Source organism: Serratia sp. A07 (assembly GCF_058725505.1).
On sequence record NZ_JBZXDO010000015.1, the window covers coordinates 1 to 20,210 of the forward strand.

At 59.5% G+C, this 20,210-nt stretch carries 17 protein-coding genes; 9 read left to right on the forward strand and 8 right to left on the reverse strand.

Annotation, left to right across the window (positions count from 1 at the left end):
- The first annotated feature begins 535 nt into the window (after positions 1 to 535).
- On the forward strand, positions 536 to 3,334 hold the full coding sequence (polA, locus tag AC4PR2_RS15700) for a DNA polymerase I (RefSeq protein ID WP_164268752.1): 2,799 nt from the start codon (positions 536 to 538) through the stop codon (positions 3,332 to 3,334).
- A 191-nt stretch (positions 3,335 to 3,525) separates the two neighbouring features.
- Complete coding sequence (spfP, locus tag AC4PR2_RS15705) at positions 3,526 to 3,573, forward strand: small protein SpfP (RefSeq protein WP_071892919.1); 48 nt, start codon at positions 3,526 to 3,528, stop codon at positions 3,571 to 3,573.
- 276 nt (positions 3,574 to 3,849) lie between these two features.
- Here the strand turns inward: spfP and yihA are convergent, their stop codons facing one another.
- Both yihA and AC4PR2_RS15715 read right to left on the reverse strand, forming a co-directional pair.
- The gene (gene yihA / locus AC4PR2_RS15710; protein WP_019452177.1) at positions 3,850 to 4,494 is read right to left on the reverse strand and encodes a ribosome biogenesis GTP-binding protein YihA/YsxC; all 645 of its coding nucleotides are present in this window, start codon (positions 4,492 to 4,494) and stop codon (positions 3,850 to 3,852) included.
- Positions 4,495 to 4,690: 196 nt separating this feature from the next.
- Positions 4,691 to 5,080 carry a hypothetical protein gene (locus AC4PR2_RS15715; RefSeq protein WP_492175275.1) on the reverse strand — a complete coding sequence of 130 codons (390 nt, stop codon included), beginning with the start codon at positions 5,078 to 5,080 and terminating at the stop codon, positions 4,691 to 4,693.
- 148 nt (positions 5,081 to 5,228) lie between these two features.
- On the opposite strand from AC4PR2_RS15715, the gene yihI reads away from it, so the two are divergent.
- The gene (gene yihI, locus AC4PR2_RS15720) at positions 5,229 to 5,768 is read left to right on the forward strand and encodes a Der GTPase-activating protein YihI (RefSeq protein ID WP_071890410.1); all 540 of its coding nucleotides are present in this window, start codon (positions 5,229 to 5,231) and stop codon (positions 5,766 to 5,768) included.
- A gap of 182 nt (positions 5,769 to 5,950) precedes the next feature.
- Positions 5,951 to 7,324, forward strand: coding sequence for an oxygen-independent coproporphyrinogen III oxidase (gene hemN, locus AC4PR2_RS15725; protein WP_492175276.1), 1,374 nt, complete (start codon positions 5,951 to 5,953; stop codon positions 7,322 to 7,324).
- 34 nt (positions 7,325 to 7,358) lie between these two features.
- On the opposite strand, the gene AC4PR2_RS15730 is transcribed toward hemN, so the two are convergent.
- The 4 genes from AC4PR2_RS15730 to glnA form a co-directional block, all read right to left on the reverse strand.
- Positions 7,359 to 7,481 carry a YshB family small membrane protein gene (locus tag AC4PR2_RS15730; RefSeq protein WP_197803971.1) on the reverse strand — a complete coding sequence of 41 codons (123 nt, stop codon included), beginning with the start codon at positions 7,479 to 7,481 and terminating at the stop codon, positions 7,359 to 7,361.
- A gap of 112 nt (positions 7,482 to 7,593) precedes the next feature.
- Positions 7,594 to 9,006 (reverse strand): nitrogen regulation protein NR(I), encoded by a 1,413-nt coding sequence (gene glnG, locus AC4PR2_RS15735; protein ID WP_015379452.1) that lies wholly within the window; start codon positions 9,004 to 9,006, stop codon positions 7,594 to 7,596.
- A gap of 8 nt (positions 9,007 to 9,014) precedes the next feature.
- Positions 9,015 to 10,064 carry a nitrogen regulation protein NR(II) gene (glnL, locus tag AC4PR2_RS15740; protein WP_004931246.1) on the reverse strand — a complete coding sequence of 350 codons (1,050 nt, stop codon included), beginning with the start codon at positions 10,062 to 10,064 and terminating at the stop codon, positions 9,015 to 9,017.
- A 193-nt stretch (positions 10,065 to 10,257) separates the two neighbouring features.
- Entirely contained in the window at positions 10,258 to 11,667 is a 1,410-nt protein-coding gene (gene glnA, locus AC4PR2_RS15745) for a glutamate--ammonia ligase (protein ID WP_019452181.1), read from the reverse strand.
- A 369-nt stretch (positions 11,668 to 12,036) separates the two neighbouring features.
- Between glnA and typA the strand changes: the two genes are divergently transcribed.
- The 5 genes from typA to fabY all read left to right on the forward strand — a co-directional run bounded on the left by typA (position 12,037) and on the right by fabY (position 16,965).
- Positions 12,037 to 13,860, forward strand: coding sequence for a ribosome-dependent GTPase TypA (gene typA, locus AC4PR2_RS15750; RefSeq protein ID WP_004931243.1), 1,824 nt, complete (start codon positions 12,037 to 12,039; stop codon positions 13,858 to 13,860).
- 166 nt (positions 13,861 to 14,026) lie between these two features.
- Positions 14,027 to 14,617, forward strand: a complete 591-nt coding sequence (yihX, locus tag AC4PR2_RS15755) for a glucose-1-phosphatase (protein WP_060425015.1) — start codon at positions 14,027 to 14,029, stop codon at positions 14,615 to 14,617.
- A gap of 51 nt (positions 14,618 to 14,668) precedes the next feature.
- Positions 14,669 to 15,562, forward strand: a complete 894-nt coding sequence (locus AC4PR2_RS15760) for a virulence factor BrkB family protein (RefSeq protein ID WP_049201866.1) — start codon at positions 14,669 to 14,671, stop codon at positions 15,560 to 15,562.
- A complete protein-coding gene (dtd, locus tag AC4PR2_RS15765) occupies positions 15,559 to 15,996 on the forward strand; it encodes a D-aminoacyl-tRNA deacylase (RefSeq protein ID WP_025304712.1) in 438 nt (145 codons plus the stop codon). Before AC4PR2_RS15760 ends, dtd begins: the two co-directional genes overlap by 4 nt.
- 21 nt (positions 15,997 to 16,017) lie before the next feature.
- Positions 16,018 to 16,965 carry a fatty acid biosynthesis protein FabY gene (fabY, locus tag AC4PR2_RS15770; protein ID WP_492175277.1) on the forward strand — a complete coding sequence of 316 codons (948 nt, stop codon included), beginning with the start codon at positions 16,018 to 16,020 and terminating at the stop codon, positions 16,963 to 16,965.
- A 38-nt stretch (positions 16,966 to 17,003) separates the two neighbouring features.
- On the opposite strand, the gene AC4PR2_RS15775 is transcribed toward fabY, so the two are convergent.
- Together AC4PR2_RS15775 and AC4PR2_RS15780 are read right to left on the reverse strand one after the other, a co-directional pair.
- On the reverse strand, positions 17,004 to 18,665 hold the full coding sequence (locus AC4PR2_RS15775) for an AsmA family protein (protein WP_197803973.1): 1,662 nt from the start codon (positions 18,663 to 18,665) through the stop codon (positions 17,004 to 17,006).
- 128 nt (positions 18,666 to 18,793) lie between these two features.
- The gene (locus tag AC4PR2_RS15780; protein ID WP_019452186.1) at positions 18,794 to 20,194 is read right to left on the reverse strand and encodes a nucleobase:cation symporter-2 family protein; all 1,401 of its coding nucleotides are present in this window, start codon (positions 20,192 to 20,194) and stop codon (positions 18,794 to 18,796) included.
- Positions 20,195 to 20,210 lie beyond the last annotated feature (16 nt).

A 20,210-nucleotide genomic window follows, 5' to 3' on the forward strand; every position in this document is an offset into this window, starting at 1 on the left:
AGGCGGCATCACTGGCGCCGTAGTGAACCGGCCATTTTAATTGTCGCCGACCGGCCAAAATAATTGACGCGAGATACCGAAGCGCATGAACAAAAACATATTTTAACAGAAATCGCCGGGGTAAAGCGCCGCTAAAAATGACTGTTTTTCGTCTCATTGGATAACCATTTGCTGAGTTTTCGTGCAACTTTCCCAGCTTGTGCTAGGGTAATTGAGGCGCCGAATTTGATTAATAGTGCGATTAAAATCCGGCGAAAGTTATATCCACAAATCCAATAAAAGCCAGTAATAAAGCGTCGCCGGAATTCGTTCTTTTAACGCGGTGATTTAAATAGGAATTTTATTCGCCGTTATAACGATAATCGGGGCGTTATAATTCGGTCTCTTTTCTATGCACAAAGTTATCCACAGGTAAGATCTTGCGGATCCTCCCGCACCATCACATCATTTTCGTCCGTAATGCACGCTAAGGTTCGTCTCCGGCGGCCAGCTATGGCATGCTTACCCCTATGTCCGATCACGATAAAGAAACGCTATGGCCCAGATTGCAGAAAACCCACTAATCCTGGTTGACGGTTCCTCCTACCTCTACCGCGCTTATCACGCCTTCCCGCCGCTGACCAACTCGGCGGGCGAGCCGACCGGCGCGATGTACGGCGTGCTGAATATGCTGCGCAGCCTGTTGCTGCAGTATCAACCGAGCCACGTTGCCGTGGTGTTTGATGCCAAAGGGAAGACTTTCCGCGATGAGCTGTTCGCCGAATACAAGTCGCACCGGCCGCCGATGCCGGACGATCTGCGAGCGCAGATCGAGCCGTTGCACAACATGGTCAAGGCGATGGGCCTGCCGCTGCTGGTGACGCCCGGCGTTGAGGCGGACGACGTTATCGGTACGCTGGCGCTGGAGGCCGAAAAGGCCGGCCACGCGGTGCTGATCAGCACCGGCGACAAAGACATGGCGCAGCTGGTGACACCGAACGTCACCCTGATCAACACCATGAACAACACGATCCTCGGCCCGCAGGAAGTGTGCGACAAGTACGGTATTCCGCCGGAGCTGATCATCGACTTCCTGGCGTTGATGGGCGATTCATCGGACAACATTCCCGGCGTGCCGGGCGTGGGCGAGAAAACCGCCCAGGCGTTGCTGCAGGGCATCGGTGGGCTGGATGCTTTGTACGGCAATCTGGAGAGCATCGCCACGCTGAGCTTCCGCGGTGCCAAAACCATGGCGGCCAAGCTGGAGCAGAATAAAGAGGTCGCGTATCTCTCCTATAAGCTGGCGACGATCAAAACCGACGTCGAGCTGGATCTGACCTGCGCTGAGCTGACGGTGTCCGAGCCGGATGTCGATACGCTGCAACAGCTGTTCAAACAGTACGAGTTCAAACGCTGGTTGGCGGACGTGGAAGCCGGCGTATGGCTGGAAAACAAGAAAGGCGCGGGTGCGAAAGCTGCCGGCGCCGCCAAACCGGCCGCCGCGGCGGAAGCGCCGAAGGCGCTGGCGGAGGCCAAGCTGTCCCAGGAGGGGTATGTCACTATCCTGGATGAAGCGACCTTTACCGACTGGCTGGCGCGGCTGAAAAAGGCCGACGTGTTTGCCTTCGATACCGAAACCGACGGCCTGGATACCCTGACCGCCAACCTGATCGGCCTGTCCTTCGCGATCGCACCGGGCGAAGCGGCTTATTTGCCGGTGGCGCACGATTATCTGGATGCCCCGCCACAGCTGGACCGCGCCTACGTGCTGGAAGCGCTCAAGCCGCTGCTGGAGGACGATAAAGCGCTGAAGGTCGGGCAAAACCTGAAGTTCGATATGAGCCTGCTGGCGCGCTACGGCATTGAGATGCGCGGTATCGCCTACGACACCATGCTGGAGTCCTATGTGCTGGACAGCGTCGGCGGCCGTCATGATATGGACAGCCTGGCCGATCGTTATCTGGGCCACAAAACCATCACCTTCGAAGAAATCGCCGGCAAGGGCAAGAACCAGCTGACGTTCAACCAGATCGCCCTGGAGCAGGCGGCGCCTTACGCTGCCGAAGACGCGGATGTCACGCTGCAGCTGCACCTGGCGATGTGGCCGCAGCTGAAGCAGAGCGCAGAGCTGCTGACGGTGTTCAACGAGATTGAAATGCCGCTGCTGCCGGTGCTCTCGCATATTGAACGCACCGGGGTGCTGATCGATCCGGCCATTTTGTCGGCCCACTCCCAGGAGCTGGCCAAGCGTCTGGCGGAACTGGAGGCGCAGGCCCATGAGCTGGCGGAAGAGCCGTTCAACCTGGCGTCGACCAAGCAGCTGCAGGCTATCTTGTACGAAAAACAAAAGCTGCCGGTGCTGAAGAAAACCCCGGGCGGGGCGCCCTCCACTAACGAAGAAGTGCTGGCCGAGCTGGCGCTGGACTACCCGCTGCCGAAGGTGATCCTGGAATACCGCGGCCTGGCGAAGCTGAAGACCACCTATACCGACAAGCTGCCGCTGATGATCAATCCGGTCAGCGGCCGGGTGCATACTTCGTATCATCAGGCGGTGACCGCGACCGGGCGTCTCTCCTCGAGCGATCCGAACCTGCAGAACATCCCGGTGCGCAACGACGAAGGGCGACGCATTCGCCAGGCCTTTATCGCGCCGGAAGGTTACCGCATCGTCGCGGCCGACTACTCGCAGATCGAGCTGCGCATCATGGCGCATCTGTCACAGGATGAAGGGCTGCTGAAGGCCTTCGCCGAAGGGAAAGACATTCACCGCGCCACGGCGTCGGAAGTCTTCGGCGTGCCGTTGGATAAAGTGACCGGCGAACAGCGCCGCAGCGCCAAGGCGATTAACTTCGGTCTGATTTACGGCATGAGCGCCTTCGGCCTGGCGCGTCAGCTGGGGATCCCGCGTGGGGAAGCCCAGCGCTATATGGATCTGTACTTCGAGCGTTACCCGGGCGTGCTGGACTACATGGAGCGCACCCGCCAGCAGGCTTCCGAACAGGGCTATGTCAGCACGCTGGATGGGCGCCGCCTGTATCTGCCGGACGTCCGCTCCAGCAACGCCATGCGCCGCAAGGCGGCCGAGCGTGCCGCCATCAACGCCCCGATGCAGGGCACGGCGGCCGACATTATCAAACGTGCGATGATCGAGGTCGACGCCTGGCTGCAAGGGCAGGAGAAGCCGCTGGTGCGCGCGATCATGCAGGTGCACGATGAATTGGTGTTTGAGGTGCACGAGTCGGTGATCGAAGAAGCCAGCCAACGTATCCGCCAATTGATGGAGGGCAGCATGACGCTGGCGGTGCCGTTGAAGGTCGACGTGGGCGTCGGCATGAACTGGGATGAGGCGCACTGATCGCCGGTTTATCGCCGGATGTGCTAACTGGCGAGAACCTAAGCATTTTTCGTAATTAAGCTACAAGATGCGGCGATAGTTTCCCCAACTTCGCCGTTCTTGCGCCGCAAATTGTGTAAGTAAACTACAAAAAATTCTTTTTCCCTGCGAAAAAATGATGTAGAGTTACAGGTGTAGGGTACAGAGGTAAGATGTTCTATCTTTCAGACCTTTTACTTCACGTAATCGGATTTGGCTGAATATTTAGCCGCCCCAGTCAGTATTGACTGGGGCGTTTTTTATTGTAAAAACAGCAGCAAACCATACTTTTTTCCTATCTCTTCGCACCGTTTTTCGTTCCCGCTCCCGCTCCCTCAACGCCGTGATTTGGTGATATCAGCCTGCCTGGCGATAAGTTTTTATGATGGCTTTATTTCAGAACTGTAATTAGATAACAAAAAATCCCGCCTGTGGCTGAACTGCGGGCATAAAAAAGCCGATGCGGTGAGGCATCGGCTCTGGCGTTCAGCCTGGGCTTATTCGCCGGCTTCGTCTTCCGGCAGCACTTCCGGCGGGATCTCGTTAAACCAGGTATCCAGCTTCTGGCGCAGCTTGTCGACGCCGATCTTCTTCAGCGACGAGAAGGCTTCAACCTGGATATCCCCCATAAACGGCAGCACCGCTTCACGCACCATATTGAGCTGCGCCTTGCGTGCGCCGGAGGCCAGTTTGTCGGCCTTGGTCAGCAGCACCAGCACCGGGGTGCCGACGTCGACCGCCCACTGGATCATCTGCTGGTCGAGATCTTTCAGCGGATGGCGGATATCCATCAGCACCACCAGGCCCTTCAGGCTGTTGCGCATCTGCAGGTATTCGCCCAGCGCGCGCTGCCATTTGCGCTTCATCTCTTCCGGCACTTCGGCGTAGCCGTAACCCGGCAGGTCGACCAGGCGGATGCCGTCTTCCACTTCGAACAGGTTGATCAGCTGGGTGCGCCCCGGCGTCTTACTGGTGCGCGCCAGGCTTTTTTGGTTGGTCAGGGTATTCAGCGCGCTGGATTTCCCGGCGTTGGAACGGCCGGCAAAGGCGACTTCAATTCCTGCATCCCCCGGCAGATGGCGAATATCGGGTGCGCTGGTGACGAAATGGGTCACATGATAGTTGTAATTCTTGCTGGTCAAAATTTTTCGTCTCCGTGAGGATGGCTAACTGGTTGGCGATTATAACTGCATCAGCGGTAAAAATGGCGTGTTTCTCGGTTTTTAAGCGGCGGGACGCGATAAAACGACAGTTATACCGCGCGTAGGTTGTGAGACATTTGCCATTCGAATCGCGGGTAATGTCGCTTTATTCGAAAGTGATATTTCTGTTTTTATTTTAAAAACAACATGTTGTTTTTTCGTTGTAGGGAAATGTCGTCCAAATCGGCGTCAGGTGCCTTGAGCCTTCGCAATAATAACGTAAAGTAGTCGTTAACGCAGGGTTGCGCAGGATTAGGGAACATCCGGGAAGGATGACAAATCTCAGGGAATGCACAGGGCGTGCAATGAGTGCCAGGATGAACGCAAAAGGAAGTGACCCTTTCGCACCGGAATAGGCGGCAGGCACATCGGATGGTGAAGTATCGGCAATTTGGATGCCCGCAGGAAGCGCGCTCGGGAAGAGCGGATGCGAATGGATTGCGCCATGGACGATTTTTCTTTCAGGATGAAGGACGTAGTGGCAGGGAATGCGGTTATAGCAGAGGGAAAAACCGGGATGTTGCATGTACGCAAGGAGCGCGTAACAGGAATACCCTTCGCGAGAAGGTGCGAAATAGGCGGCAGGTTTAACCTGCCGCCTTTTTTCTTTGTCCGCTTTCTGCTAGATTCCGCCGCAATTCTATACTGAATCTACATACCTAAGAGCACACGCTATGAACCAGCCATCAAAAGCACCTCGCGGCAGCGCGGCGAAGTCAAAAACGAAAAAGAAAAGCCGTATGGAGCTCGATCAGGAAGCGCGCGAGCGCAAACGCCTGAAAAAGCGCCGTGGCCTCGCTTCCGGTTCGCGCACCCAGGTCGAGTCCGGCAGCCAGAAAAACAAATCGGCGGCGGCAGCCAAAGATCCGCGTATCGGCAGTAAAGTGCCGGTTGCGCTGGTGGTCGACGAGACCAAAGTGAAGGCCAAACCGCAGCCGAAACCAAAGGCCGAAGCGAAACCGCGCCTGTCGCCGGAAGAAGAGCTGGCGAAGCTGGAAAATGACGAGCGCCTGAACGCGCTGCTGGATCGCATCGACGACGGCGAAACGCTGAACGCGGAAGAGCAAGCGTATGTCGACAAGACGCTGGATCGCATCGATGTGCTGATGGACGTGCTGGGCATCGAACTGGGCGAAGACGACGACGAAGAAGAAGAGAAGCAGGAAGATATTCTGAAGCTGCTGAAAGGCGGCAATCCGAAAGACGCCTTTTAACGCGCTATGTGGCTAATCCCGACAATAGCCCTACTCTTGATGTGTTATCTGCTGTGGTTATTCGGTAAACTATGGCGGCTGTCTAAGCGCAAAGCGCGTTTTCGCAGCGCTTCCGTGGCCAGACAGCGCAGACAACCGCCCCTCTCCCGGCCCGGTAGAAAAAGATATCGGAAGGAGTGAGCATGTCAGAGCAGACGATTGTCTGGGATTTGGCCCTGATCCAAAAATATAACTACTCAGGGCCGCGTTATACCTCATACCCCACGGCGCTGGAGTTTAACCAGCGCTACGACGAAGCGGCGTTTCAACGCGCCGCTGCGCGCTACCCTGAGCGGCCGCTGTCGCTGTACGTGCATATCCCTTTCTGCCATAAGCTGTGCTACTTCTGCGGCTGCAATAAGCTGGTGACGCGCCAGACGCACAAGGCCGACGAATACCTGAACGTTTTGGCGCAAGAGATCGCCAGCCGTGCGCCGCTGTTCGCCGGCCGTAAGGTCGGCCAGATGCACTGGGGCGGCGGTACGCCGACCTACCTGGATAAAGCGCAAATCAGCCGGCTGGTGGCGTTGCTGCGCGAACACTTTGATTTCCTGCCCGATGCGGAGATGTCGATCGAGGTCGATCCGCGCGAGATAGAGCTGGATGTGCTCGATCATTTACGTGCAGAAGGCTTTAACCGTCTGAGCATGGGGGTGCAGGATTTCAACAAGCAGGTGCAGCAGTTGGTCAACCGCGAGCAGAACGAGGCCTTTATCTTCGCCCTGATTGAGCGGGCCAAAGCGCTGGGCTTCCGCTCGACCAATATCGATCTGATCTACGGCCTGCCGAAACAGACGCCGGAAAGCTTCGCTTTCACGCTGCAGCGGGTGGCTGAGCTGAATCCCGATCGCCTCAGCGTGTTCAACTACGCGCATATGCCGAACTTGTTCGCCGCCCAGCGCAAAATCAAAGACGCCGATCTGCCGGGCGCGCAGCAGAAGCTGGATATCCTGCAGCAGAGCATCGCTTTCCTGACCGGCGCCGGCTATCAGTTCATCGGCATGGATCACTTTGCGCGCCCGGACGACGAGCTGGCAATCGCCCAACGCGAAGGCAAGCTGCACCGCAATTTCCAGGGCTATACCACCCAGGGCGACAGCGATCTGCTGGGGCTGGGCGTGTCGGCCATCAGCATGCTAGGCGACAGCTATGCGCAGAACCAGAAAGAGCTGAAGCATTACTATGACAGCGTACAGGCGCAGGGTAATGCGCTGTGGCGCGGGCTGGCGTTGACGGACGACGATTGCCTGCGGCGCGATCTGATCAAAACCCTGATCTGCAATTTCCGGTTGGCGTATCAGCCGCTCGAACGGCAATACGGCATCGACTTTACCGCTTACTTCGCCGAAGACCTGCAGCTGCTGGCGCCGTTTGAACGCGATGGGCTGGTGGAGCGGGACGTGCAGGGCATCCGCGTCACGCCGCGCGGGCGTTTGCTGATCCGCAATATCTGCATGTGTTTTGACCGCTATCTGCGGCAACAGGCGCGCAGCCAGCAATTCTCACGGGTGATTTGAGGATGAAAAAACAGCCGCTGATGCGGCTGTTTTTTTAACTGAAGAAGTTAATCAGCGCGGCGCACAACACCGCGGCAACCGCCACCTGCGGGGTGTGACTGGCAGCGGAGCCCAGCTCCGCGCCCTGAGAAATGAATACGATGAAAGAGTCCAGCATCGTCAACCTCCAGAGTGTGCGACACGATCATACTGCGCCCGCACCGGCTGTAAAGCCTGCGATTGGCGTTTTTTTGTGCGCCGGACTGCGTTTTTCATCATCCATCCTGCTCCTATTCCATGCCCAGCTCTTTAAGCTTGCGGGTCAGGGTATTGCGCCCCCAGCCCAGCAGGCGCGCGGCTTCCTGTTTGTGCCCTTGGGTGTGGCGCAGGGCGGTGGTGAGCAGCGTGCGCTCCATTTCCGGCTGCGCTTCCGACAGCAGGTTTTGATGACCGGAACGCAGCGCGCGATCGGCCCACTGCGCCAGCAGCGTGGCCCAGCTGTCCGGCAGACTGTGGCTGGGGCTTTCCGGCGCGGCGGTTTCGAACAGTTCACCCGGCAGATCCTGGATCAGCACTTCCTGCCCGGCGGCCATCACCGTCAGCCAGCGGCAGGTGTTCTCCAGCTGGCGCACGTTGCCCGGCCAGGGCAGGCGGGTCAGCGCGGTTTCGGTTTCCGGGTGCAGGTTCTTGGCTTCGACGCCTAACTCTTTGGCGGCGATCTGCAGGAAGTGGCGCGCCAGCCGCGGGATGTCTTCACGGCGCTCGCGCAGCGGCGGCAGGTGTACGCGGATCACGTTCAAGCGGTGGAACAGATCCTCGCGGAACTTGCCTTCCTGCACCCGCAGCTCCAGGTTCTGGTGCGTGGCGGCGATGATGCGCACGTCGACCTTCACCGGCGCATAGCCGCCGACCCGGTAGAACTGGCCGTCCGCCAGCACCCGCAGCAGGCGCGTTTGCACGTCGAGCGGCATATCGCCGATCTCGTCGAGGAACAGCGTGCCGCCGTCGGCCTGTTCAAAGCGGCCCTGACGGATTTGGTTCGCGCCGGTGAAGGCGCCTTTCTCGTGGCCGAACAGCTCCGACTCGATCAGATCCTTGGGGATGGCGGCCATGTTCAGGGCGATGAACGGCGACTTGGCGCGCGGGCTGTGGCGGTGCAGCGCATGCGCCACCAATTCCTTGCCGGTGCCGGATTCGCCGTTGATCAACACGCTGATCGACGAACGCGACAGCCGGCCGATGATGCGAAACACGTCCTGCATCGCCGGCGCTTCGCCGATGATGTCCGCCGCCGGATCGCTGGCCGGCTGGCTGCGCACCGGCTGCTGCTGCTCCTGATAATGGCTGATGGCGCGCTCGACCAGCGCCACCGCTTCGTCGATGTCGAATGGCTTCGGCAGGTAGTCGAAGGCCCCTTGCTGATAGGCGCTGACGGCGGCGTCCAAATCCGAATGCGCGGTCATGATGATCACCGGCAGCATCGGATGGCGCTGTTTGATCTGCTTGAGCAGCGCCAGGCCGTCTATACCCGGCATGCGGATATCGGACAGCAGCACGTCGGGGGTTTGCGTGGCCAAGGCTTCCAGCACGTCATTGCCGCCTTCGAAGGTGGCGCAGCTCAGGCCCGCGCCGGTGAGCGCACGCTCAAGCACCCAGCGGATGGAGCTATCGTCATCGACGATCCAGACTATCCCTCGTTGCATAGCAAACCTCACTGACGAATGGGCAGGTAGACCGAGAATTCGGTATGACCTGGCCAACTGTTGAATTCAATTTTTCCGCAATGCTGATCGATAAGATTGCGGGCGATGGATAATCCCAGGCCGGTACCGCCTTCACGGCCGCTGACCATCGGGTAGAACAGCGTGTCCTGCAGCTGCGCCGGTACGCCGGGGCCGTCGTCTTCGACGTCGATGCGCGCCGCCAGGCGGTAGCGGGTGCCGTGCAACGTAATCTGAAACGCGGTGCGGGTGCGCAGCGTGATGGTGCCGCCCGCTTCGCCCAGCGCCTGCAGCGCGTTGCGGGTGATGTTCAGCAGCACCTGTTCAATCTGATCCGGGTCGTGGGCCATTTCCGGCAGGCTCGGATCGTAGTCGCGCACCAGCGTGACGTTATCCGGCATTTCCAGCGACACCAGCTGGCAGACGCGCTCCGCGACCTGATGAATGCTCTGGGTAATGTGCTGGCCGGGCCGCTGTGGGCCGAGCAGGCGATCCACCAGATTGCGCAGCCGATCGGCCTGCTCAATGATCACCTTGGTGTATTCGGTCAGCGCCGGATCGGGCAGCGCCTTGGCCAACAGCTGCGCCGCGCCGCGCAGGCCGCCCAGCGGATTTTTAATCTCGTGCGCCAAACCGCGCACCAGATCGCGGGCCGCCACCTGTTGGGCATGCTGCAGCTGTTCCTGGCTCAGGCGGCGCTGATTGTCCATCGGCGCCAGCTCGACCAGGATATAGCCTTCCGGCAGCGCCTGAGCGGTCAGGGAAAGGATATGCGCGCGGCCGTCGACCACCAGGGTCACTTCGTTGTCGGTGAAGCCCTGACCGGCGCGCAGGCTTTCGCGCATCAAAGAGACGTTCAGCGAAAAATAACCGAGCAAATCGGGCAGCGGCGTGCCGAACAGCTTGCGGGAGCTTTGCGCCAGCAACTGCTGTGCCGCCGGGTTGGCGTAGTGAACCGCCAGTGAGTCATCCAACAGCAGGATGCTGTTGATGAGTGAATTGAGGATCTGCCCAGCATCGGGCAGCTTGCCAGTTGCCATACAGCAGACTCCTGCACCTTTTTAGTGCATCTATCCTACTCCATCCGGGATCGGCGCGGTATGGAATAGTTTTGCAGAAAATACGGTGGAGAAAAAAACCCATCCGAAGATGGGCTGAAAGTTTCCACGGCAACAAAAAAGCGATAACAAAAATGTGGGCGCCGCCCGCCTGTGCAGACGGCGCGGGTAGGGCTTAGACGCTGTAGTACAGTTCGAACTCAACCGGGTGTGGCGTCATGCGAACGCGGTCCATCTCTTCTTTGCGCAGTTCGATGTAGGCATCGATCGCATCGTCGGTGAACACGCCGCCGCGGGTCAGGAACTCGCGGTCTTCGTTCAGTGCGGCCATTGCTTCGTCCAGCGAGCCGGCCACTTTTGGGATCTCGGCTTCTTCTTCCGGCGGCAGGTCGTACAGGTTTTTGTCCATGGCGTCGCCAGGGTGGATCTTGTTGATGATGCCGTCCAGGCCGGCCATCAGCAGCGCGGCGAAGCACAGGTATGGGTTAGCCGCCGGATCCGGGAAGCGGGCTTCGATGCGGCGCGCTTTCGGGCTGGAGACCACCGGGATACGGATGGACGCGGAGCGGTTACGGGCGGAGTAAGCCAGCATCACCGGCGCTTCGTAGCCTGGCACCAGACGCTTGTACGAGTTGGTGGTCGGGTTGGCCAGGGCGTTGATCGCTTTGGCGTGCTTGATGATGCCGCCGATGTAGAACAGCGCGGTTTCAGACAGGCCGCCGTATTTGTCGCCGGCGAACAGGTTGGTGCCGTTCTTGGACAGCGACATGTGGCAGTGCATGCCGGAACCGTTGTCGCCGAACATAGGCTTCGGCATGAAGGTCGCGGTTTTGCCGAAGGCGTGCGCCACGTTGTGCACCACGTATTTGTAGATCTGAATTTCGTCGGCTTTTTTGGTCATGGTGTTGAAGCGGGTTGCCACTTCGTTCTGACCGGCGGTTGCCACTTCGTGGTGGTGCGCTTCAACCACCAGGCCCATCTCTTCCATGGTCAGACACATGGTGGAACGCAGATCCTGCGAAGAGTCGACCGGTGGAACCGGGAAGTAACCGCCTTTCACCGCCGGACGGTGGCCTTTGTTGCCGCCGTCGTATTTTGTACCGGAGTTCCAGGCGCCTTCGATGTCGTCGATGGCCACGTGGGAACCGCGGATGCTGCTGCCGAAGCGGATGTCGTCGAACAGGAAGAACTCAGGCTCTGGCCCGAACAGCACGGTATCCGCGATGCCGGAGGAGCGCAGGAAGTCTTCGGCGCGTTTGGAGATGGAGCGCGGGTCGCGATCGTAGCCTTGCATGGTGCCCGGCTCGAGAATGTCGCAGCGAATGATCAGCGTAGGTTCTTCGAAGAACGGATCCAGAACCGCCGTGCTGGCGTCCGGCATCAGCACCATGTCAGATTCGTTGATGCCCTTCCAACCACCGATAGAGGAGCCGTCAAACATTTTACCTTCTTCGAAGAAGTCGGCGTTTACCTGGTGAGCCGGGATAGTCACGTGCTGTTCCTTACCCTTGGTGTCAGTGAAACGCAGGTCTACGAATTTCACTTCATGCTCATTCAGCATCGTCAAAACGTGTTCAGCGGACATACTTAACTCTCCCGGTTTATCATTGTCGTCGTCGTGGAACGAATCTGTGGAACTGGCTTTTTTTCGCCTTGAAAAGACTAAAGCGAAAAGCGTGCCAACTTTTAGAAAAGGCTTTTATCGCCTCTCTGCGCGGGTTTTACCCAGCCACAGTATGCACCATCAACGATAAATTGCACTGTTATGGTGCAATAAGGGTGGCGCGGGCACCGAAATGGTGCAAAAGTGCAACGATTGCGGCTTTTTGCACCGTGAAAGGGATCACAAACTGACCGGTACGCGGTTGTTTATAAGAGATGGTTGTGATCTTGTTTAGTCCCTCGCTTAATACGTGTACAATAGCGCGCTATTTCTAATGCCCGAGGCAAAGCTGTGATCGAAAATTTGCGTAACATCGCCATTATTGCCCACGTTGACCATGGTAAAACCACCCTGGTTGATAAGCTGCTGCAACAATCCGGTACTTTCGGAGAGCGTGCGGAAGCGACCGAACGCGTAATGGACTCCAACGATTTGGAGAAAGAGCGTGGGATTACCATCCTCGCAAAAAACACCGCCATTAATTGGAACGGTTACCGTATCAACATCGTGGATACCCCAGGACACGCCGACTTCGGCGGCGAGGTAGAGCGCGTGATGTCGATGGTTGACTCGGTGCTGCTGGTTGTGGATGCAATGGATGGCCCTATGCCGCAAACCCGCTTCGTGACCAAGAAGGCCTTCGCCAACGGTCTGAAGCCGATCGTGGTCATCAACAAGGTTGACCGTCCTGGCGCGCGCCCTGACTGGGTTGTGGATCAGGTGTTCGACCTGTTCGTGAACCTCGACGCGACCGACGAGCAGCTCGACTTCCCGATCATCTACGCTTCTGCGCTGAACGGCATCGCCGGCGTCGACCACACCGACATGGCGGAAGACATGACCCCGCTGTATCAGGCGATCGTCGACCACGTGTCTGCGCCGCAGGTTGAGCTGGAAGCGCCATTCCAGATGCAGATCTCCCAGTTGGACTACAACAACTACCTGGGCGTTATCGGCATCGGCCGCATCAAGCGCGGTAAAGTGAAGCCGAACCAGCAGGTCACCATCATCGACAGCGAAGGTAAAACTCGCAACGGTAAAGTGGGCAAAGTGCTGGGCCACCTGGGTCTGGAACGTATCGACAGCACCCTGGCGGAAGCGGGCGACATCATCGCCATCACCGGCCTGGGCGAGCTGAACATCTCCGACACCATCTGCGACACCAACGCCGTAGAAGCGCTGCCGGCGCTGTCCGTCGACGAACCGACTGTCACCATGTTCTTCAACGTCAACACCTCGCCATTCTGCGGTAAAGAAGGCAAGTACGTGACGTCGCGTCAGATCCTTGACCGTCTGAACAAAGAGCTGGTGCACAACGTGGCGCTGCGCGTTGAAGAAACCGACGATGCGGACGCCTTCCGCGTATCCGGCCGTGGCGAACTGCACCTGTCGGTGCTGATCGAGAACATGCGTCGTGAAGGTTTCGAGCTGGCGGTTTCCCGTCCGAAAGTTATCTTCCGTGAAATCGATGGCCGCAAGCAGGAGCCATTCGAGAACGTAACGCTGGATATCGAAGAGCAGCATCAGGGTTCCGTGATGCAGGCGATGGGTGAGCGTAAAGCCGACCTGAAAAACATGGATCCGGACGGTAAGGGCCGCGTGCGTCTCGACTACGTGATCCCAAGCCGCGGTCTGATCGGCTTCCGTAACGAATTCATGACCATGACTTCGGGTACCGGCCTGCTGTACTCCACCTTCAGCCACTACGACGACGTGCGTCCGGGCGAAGTGGGCCAGCGTCAGAACGGCGTGCTGATCTCCAACGGCCAGGGCAAAGCGGTAGCGTTCGCGCTGTTCGGCCTGCAGGATCGCGGCAAGCTGTTCCTGGGCCACGGTGCAGAAGTGTATGAAGGCCAGATCATCGGTATTCACTCACGCTCTAACGACCTGACCGTAAACTGCCTGACCGGTAAGAAGCTGACCAACATGCGTGCTTCCGGTACTGACGAAGCGACTACCCTGGTTCCGGCCATCAAAATGACCCTGGAGCAAGCTCTGGAGTTCATCGATGACGACGAACTGGTAGAAGTGACGCCAACCTCGATCCGTATCCGTAAGCGTCACCTGACGGAAAACGATCGTAAGCGTGCCAGCCGCGGTCCTAAAGACGCTTAATCGCTGATTGAGTGTCTCATGCTTAGGGCGCGGTTCTCGCGCCCTGAGTTTTTTCCTCTGTTGTTCCTCGTTTGTGCGGCGCGCTATGCGCTTTTCCGTTCGCTCCCTGTTCAGCTGTTCCTTTTCCCGCTACAGTGAAATCTCACCGGCCCATCAGGAGAGGACTATGCTGTATATCTTTGATTTAGGTAATGTGATCGTCGATATCGATTTCAAGCGTGTGCTGGGCGTGTGGAGCAATTTGAGCGGCACGCCGTTGGCGGTGCTGTCCGATCGTTTCACCATGGGTGAGGTATTCCAGCAACATGAACGCGGTGAAATCAGCGACGAAGACTTCGCCGGCAAGCTGTGCGATGAAATGGGCATCGCGCTCAGCTTCGAGCAATTCGCCACCGGCTGGCAGGCGGTATTTGTCGCGCTGCGCCCGGAAGTAATCGACATCATGCAGCGCCTGCGCAACGAGGGTCACCGGGTGGTGGTGCTGTCGAACACCAACCGTCTGCACTGCAACTACTGGCCGCAGCACTATCCTGAAGTGGCCGCCGCCGCCGATCATCTTTATCTGTCGCAAGATCTCGGCATGCGCAAGCCGGAGGCCGATATCTATCAACATGTGCTGGCTGCGGAAAACACCGCCGCCGCCGACGCGGTGTTCTTCGACGATCACCCGGCGAACGTCCTCGCCGCGCAGGCGCTGGGGATCAAGACGGTGCACGTCACCGATCGCGACGTGGTGCCGGCCTATTTTGCCCAATGAGCGCAGGGCGCGTTAAGCTTAAGGCGTATCAACTGACATCAAGGAGTGACCATGTCGTTTTTCCGCCGCAAGAAGCTGCCCTCTGCGATTAAGCCCGGCGTCACCTTCGGACGGTTGCTGTACCAGCGTATCGATCACGATGGCCTGACGATGTTGGCGGGCCATCTCGCCTATGTTTCCCTGCTGTCGCTGGTGCCGCTGGTCACCGTGGTGTTCGCGCTGTTCGCCGCTTTCCCGATGTTTTCCGACATCAGCGAACAGCTGAAGAGCTTCATCTTTTCCAATTTCGTGCCGGCCGCCGGCAACGTCATACAGAACTACCTGGAACAGTTCGTCGCCAACTCCAACAAGATGACCGCCGTCGGCACCTGCGGGCTGATCGTCACCGCGCTGCTGCTGATCTCCTCGGTGGACAGCGTGCTGAACACCATCTGGCGCAGCAAGAACAAGCGGCCGATCGTCTTCTCCTTCGCCGTGTACTGGATGGTGCTGACGCTGGGGCCGCTGCTGGTGGGTGCCAGCATGGCCATCAGCTCCTACCTGCTGTCGCTCAACTGGCTGGCACAGACCGGCGTCAACGGTTTGGTGGATCAGGTGCTGCGCATCTTCCCGCTGATTTTGTCGTGCATCTCCTTCTGGCTGCTGTATTGCATCGTGCCGACGGTGCGGGTGCCGCCCAAAGACGCGCTGATTGGCGCGGTGGTGGCCGGATTGCTGTTCGAGCTGGGCAAGAAGGGATTCGCGCTGTACGTCACCATGTTCCCCTCCTATCAGCTGATTTACGGCGTGCTGGCGGTGATCCCGATTTTATTCCTGTGGGTCTACTGGAGCTGGTGTATCGTGTTACTCGGCGCGGAAATCACCGTGACCATCGGCGAATACCGCGACTACCGCCGGCAGAAGGCGGAGCAACAGGAACAGAAACCAGAAGGGCAGCAGGAATGATTGCGTTGATTCAACGGGTGTTAAACGCCAGCGTCACGGTGGGTGGCGAGACGGTAGGCAAGATTGGCCCCGGTTTGTTAGTGTTATTGGGCGTGGAGCAGGGCGATAACGAGCAAAAAGCGCAGCGCCTGTGCGAACGCGTGTTGGGATACCGCATTTTCGGCGACGAGAACGACAAGATGAATCTCAACGTCCAGCAGGCCGGGGGCAGCGTGCTGGTCGTTTCGCAGTTCACCCTGGCGGCGGACACCCAAAAGGGCATGCGGCCCAGCTTCTCGCGCGGCGCTGCGCCGCAGGAAGCCGATCGGTTGTATCAATATTTTGTTGGCCAGTGCCGCGAACGCGGCGTAGAGACCCAGACCGGCGAGTTCGCCGCCGACATGCAGGTGGCGCTGGTCAACGATGGTCCGGTGACATTCTGGCTACAGGTCTAAGCATTCGGAGAACAGGCGTCTATGTATCACCTACGAGTACCCGTAACAGAGCAAGAACTGAAGGAGTATTACCAGTTTCGCTGGGAAATGCTGCGCAAGCCGCTGCACCAGCCGGTGGGTTCGGAAAAGGATGCCTATGACGCCATGGCCCATCACCAAATGGTGGTGGACGAGGCCGGTAAAATCGTCGCCATCGGGCGGCTGTACATCAATGCCGACAACGAGGCGGCGATCCGTTTTCTGGCGGTAGACCCGACGCTGCAGGATAAAGGGCTGGGGACGCTGGTGGCGATGACGCTGGAGTCCGTTGCGCGGCAGGAGGGCGTGAAGCGGGTGGTGTGTAGCGCCCGTGAGGACGCGGTGGACTTCTTCGCCAAGCTGGGGTTCGTCAATCAGGGGGAGATCACTGCGCCGCAGACCACCCCGATCCGCCACTTTTTGATGATCAAACCGGTAGCGACGCTGGACGATATCCTGCATCGCCCCGACTGGTGCGGCCAACTGCAGCAGGCCTGGTATGAACATATCCCGCAGAGCGAAAAGATGGGCGTGCGCATCAGCCAATACACCGGCCAGCGCTTCGTCACCACCATGCCGGAGATCGGCAACCAGAATCCACACCATACGCTGTTCGCCGGCAGCCTGTTCTCGCTGGCGACGCTGACCGCCTGGGGGCTGATTTGGCTGCTGCTGCGCGAGCGCCATCTCGGCGGCACCATCATTCTGGCGGACGCGCACATTCGCTACAGTAAACCGATCACCGGCAGGCCGCGGGCGGTGGCGGATCTCGGCTCGCTGAGCGGCGATTTGGCGCGTCTGGCGCGCGGCCGCCGCGCGCGCGTACACGCCGAAGTACATCTGTTCGGCGACGAGGATAAAGGCGCGGTGTTCGAAGGCACCTACATGGTGTTGCCGGCCGAGCCGGATGTGCCGTTGGATCAGGGCGGTTCTGAAGCGCTGGAAGAATAAGGCGGCGGCCCTGCCCTGAGGGCGGGCCGCGCAGTGCATTACGGCAGTTGTTGGTTCACCGCTTGGCCGTCGCCGGCGGTGGCCTGCAGATTGCCCTTCAACGAGGCTTTGAACGGCCCGTCGCTGTTCAGCCGCCCTTTCAACTGCAGCTCAAGGTTGCCGTCGCCCGTCAGCGGCACCGGCTGCCATCCCCATTGCTGCAAAGTGTTGATCGGTACCGATCGGCCGTGCAGCGTCAGCTGGAACGGCTTGCCCGGCAGCTGATCGACGGTCGCTTTGGCCTCAAGCAACCCATTAGGCATAAAGGCGCTGAGCTCGGTGACGGCGATCTGATTGGCGTCGGCGTTCAGCGCCAGCGAAGGGCGCCGCACGTCTATCTTGTTGAAGGTCGCTTCGCTGCCGTTCAGGTTCAGCGAGCCGGACCAGATGCCCCATTGGCGATCGCGCGCCAGCAGCAGGTTGCTGCCGTAGCCGTCCAGCGCGGTGATCTGGAACGGGAATGCCGGGTTGATATCGATGATCAGATTGCGGTTGGTGGTCAGTTTAGTGACGTACACCTCCGCCAGCCAGTCCGGCAGCGGTTTCAGCCACAGCTCGCGCCAGTCGATCGGCAGGGTGTACTCCAGCGCCGCCATGGCCACTTCATCCAGCTGCAGGCGTTTGCCGGCGCGCAGCCAGTTGCCGGAGGTGCGCAGCAGCCCGCCTTCCCAGCGGGTGGTGAATTGCTGAATGGCGATGCCAGCGGAAGAGAGCCGCAGGGTGGCGATCGGATCGATCAGGTGGAAACTGCCGTTGATCACGTCACCGGCGTTGACGTTGAGCGAGCCGTCTTCGCTGCGCCAGTCGCCTTTTTCGATACTGACGTTTTGCAGCGACAGATCGAGATCGTTAAACGCCCATGCCTTGCCTTCCAGGCGCGCGTCGATCAGATCGAAACGCTTGAAGGTGACCGGCGGCAGCGTGGTAAAGCGCTGCATGAATTCCGCCAGCGTCAACGGGGTCTGCATGCGTACGCCGCTCAGCCGCAGGCGATCCACCTGCCAACTGCCGTCGGCGGCGCGGCTGGCCACGCCGGTCAGGTCGCCCTGCGCCAGATTGGCGCCGAAGTTGTTCAACAGCAGCTGGCCCTGTTTTTGCTCCCCCTGCACCAACACCTTCGAGGCGGGTATGCCGTTCAGCGTCATCGAACCGGCGCTGAACTGGAACTGGTTGTTGTCCCCCAGCAGATGGCCGGCCAGCGGGCGCCACGGCGTGATGCCGGCAGTGACCTGCTGCGCGTTGAGCTGCCACTCGCTATCGTTGGACTGCAACGCCATGTTGCTCAGCTGCAGCACGTCGGCCTGTACAGGCAGCGCCGCCGCCTGCGGCTGCACGTTCAACGTGCCGTCGCGCAGCGTGACGCTGTGGAAATAGCGCGGTTCGGTGATTTGGCGCAGGCTGAGGCCGAGATCGACGCGTTTGGCGACCAGCGCCTGCGGCTGGCCGTTGCGCGCCAGCTGCACGTCTTCCAGAGCGATCTGGTCCGGCTGGCTCCACGAATGGGTGATTTTTCCTATCGACAGGCGGTATTCGCTGTTGTCGCTGATCCAGGCGCTCAGGCGGCCTGCCGCCCAGCGAGTTTGCCCCACCAGGTACAGCACCACCACCGCCAACACGATCAGCAGCAGCAACGTCAGCAACAGCTTTCCGATAAATTTCATCGTCTACATCCGCATCGGTCAAAAAAGATACCCTGTTTATGCCGCAATTGGCCGGGCATCTCAAGGGCAATGGTCTGATAGACAATAAAAAACGGCCGCAAGCGGCCGTTTGAACATCAATGGACGGGTTACTTTTTCTCGTGTTCCTGCGGGAACACCAGGTTCAGCACGATGGCGGTAATACCGCCGGCGGCGATGCCGGAAGAGAGCAGGGTTTTCAGCCAGTCCGGCGCGAACTGCAGGATCAGCGGCTGCTGGGAGACGCCCATGCCGACGGCCAGCGACAGCGCCATGATCATGATGGCGCGGCGGTTCAGACGCTCGCGCGACACGATGCGCACGCCGGAGGCGGCGATGGTGCCGAACATCACGATGGTCGCGCCGCCCAGGACCGGCTCGGGAATGTGCTGTACGAAGCCGGCCACCGCCGGGAACAGCCCCAGCGCGATCAGCATCAGCGCCACCACGAAGCCGACGTAGCGGCTGGCGACGCCGGTCAGCTGGATCACGCCGTTGTTCTGGCCGAAGCAGGAGTTGGGGAAGGTGTTGAACACTGCCGACAGCATTGAGTTCAGGCCGTTGGCCAGCACGCCGCCCTTCAGGCGCTTCATGTACAGCGGCCCGCTGACCGGCTGTTCGGAGACGTCGGAGGTGGCGGTGATGTCACCGATGGTTTCCAGCGAGGTGACCATAAAGATCAGCATCAGCGGCAGCAGCAGGTTCCAGTCGAAGCCCAGGCCGTAATAGAGCGGCGTGGGGATGGTGATCGCCGCCGTGGGGGCCGCCGGTGCGTCGGCGGGCAGCATGTCCATCGCCCAGGCCAACAGATAGCCGACCGCCATGGCGATCACCAGCGAAGCCACGCGCAGATAAGGGTTGCGCTGGCGGTTCAGCAGGATGATCACCGCCAGCACCGCGCCGGCCAGCAGCAGGTTTTTCGGCGAGCCGAAGCTGTGATCGTTCATCGCGGCGTAGCCGCCGCCGATCGAGGTCAGGCCGACCTGAATCAGCGACAGGCCGATGATCATCACCACGATGCCGGAAACCAGTGGGGTGATGATGCGGCGCGCCAGATGCAGCACGCGCGACAGCAAAATTTCGGTGCAGGAAGCGACCATCAGGGTGCCGAACAGCGCGGCCATCATGGTCGGCACGTCGGCGCCGCCGTTTTTCAGCGCCAGACCGCCCATGATCAGCGGCGAAACGAAGTTGAAGCTGGTGCCCTGAATCGACAGCAGCCCGGAACCCACCGGCCCCCAGGTTTTGATTTGCAGAATGGAAGCCAGACCGGAGGCGAACAGCGACATGCTGATGATGTGCTGGGTATCCTGTGCCGGCAGGCCCAGCGCCTGGCAGATCAGCAGGGCCGGAGTGATCACCGCGACGAACATCGCCAGCAGATGCTGGCCGGCGGCAAACAGCGTTTGCGGCAGCGGCGGGCGATCTTCCAGGCGATAAATCAGTTCACTGGCGCGGGGTTCTGAGGCGGCTTGGCGCGCGGCATCAAGCTCGGAGGATGACATGCTCATGGTGTGGCGTTTCCAG

Excerpts from the sequence above, each read along its gene's own strand:
- hemN (WP_492175276.1), top strand. The coding sequence starts at position 5,951 with ATGTCAGAGCAGACGATTGTCTGGGATTTGGCCCTGATCCAAAAATAT.
- dtd (WP_025304712.1), top strand. The coding sequence starts at position 15,559 with ATGATTGCGTTGATTCAACGGGTGTTAAACGCCAGCGTCACGGTGGGT.
- glnA (WP_019452181.1), bottom strand. The coding sequence starts at position 11,667 with ATGTCCGCTGAACACGTTTTGACGATGCTGAATGAGCATGAAGTGAAA.
- AC4PR2_RS15780 (WP_019452186.1), bottom strand. The coding sequence starts at position 20,194 with ATGAGCATGTCATCCTCCGAGCTTGATGCCGCGCGCCAAGCCGCCTCA.
- glnL (WP_004931246.1), bottom strand. The coding sequence starts at position 10,064 with ATGGCAACTGGCAAGCTGCCCGATGCTGGGCAGATCCTCAATTCACTC.
- fabY (WP_492175277.1), top strand. The coding sequence starts at position 16,018 with ATGTATCACCTACGAGTACCCGTAACAGAGCAAGAACTGAAGGAGTAT.
- AC4PR2_RS15730 (WP_197803971.1), bottom strand. The coding sequence starts at position 7,481 with ATGCTGGACTCTTTCATCGTATTCATTTCTCAGGGCGCGGAGCTGGGC.
- AC4PR2_RS15775 (WP_197803973.1), bottom strand. The coding sequence starts at position 18,665 with ATGAAATTTATCGGAAAGCTGTTGCTGACGTTGCTGCTGCTGATCGTG.
- glnG (WP_015379452.1), bottom strand. The coding sequence starts at position 9,006 with ATGCAACGAGGGATAGTCTGGATCGTCGATGACGATAGCTCCATCCGC.
- AC4PR2_RS15715 (WP_492175275.1), bottom strand. The coding sequence starts at position 5,080 with ATGCAACATCCCGGTTTTTCCCTCTGCTATAACCGCATTCCCTGCCAC.
- AC4PR2_RS15760 (WP_049201866.1), top strand. The coding sequence starts at position 14,669 with ATGTCGTTTTTCCGCCGCAAGAAGCTGCCCTCTGCGATTAAGCCCGGC.
- yihI (WP_071890410.1), top strand. The coding sequence starts at position 5,229 with ATGAACCAGCCATCAAAAGCACCTCGCGGCAGCGCGGCGAAGTCAAAA.
- polA (WP_164268752.1), top strand. The coding sequence starts at position 536 with ATGGCCCAGATTGCAGAAAACCCACTAATCCTGGTTGACGGTTCCTCC.
- yihX (WP_060425015.1), top strand. The coding sequence starts at position 14,027 with ATGCTGTATATCTTTGATTTAGGTAATGTGATCGTCGATATCGATTTC.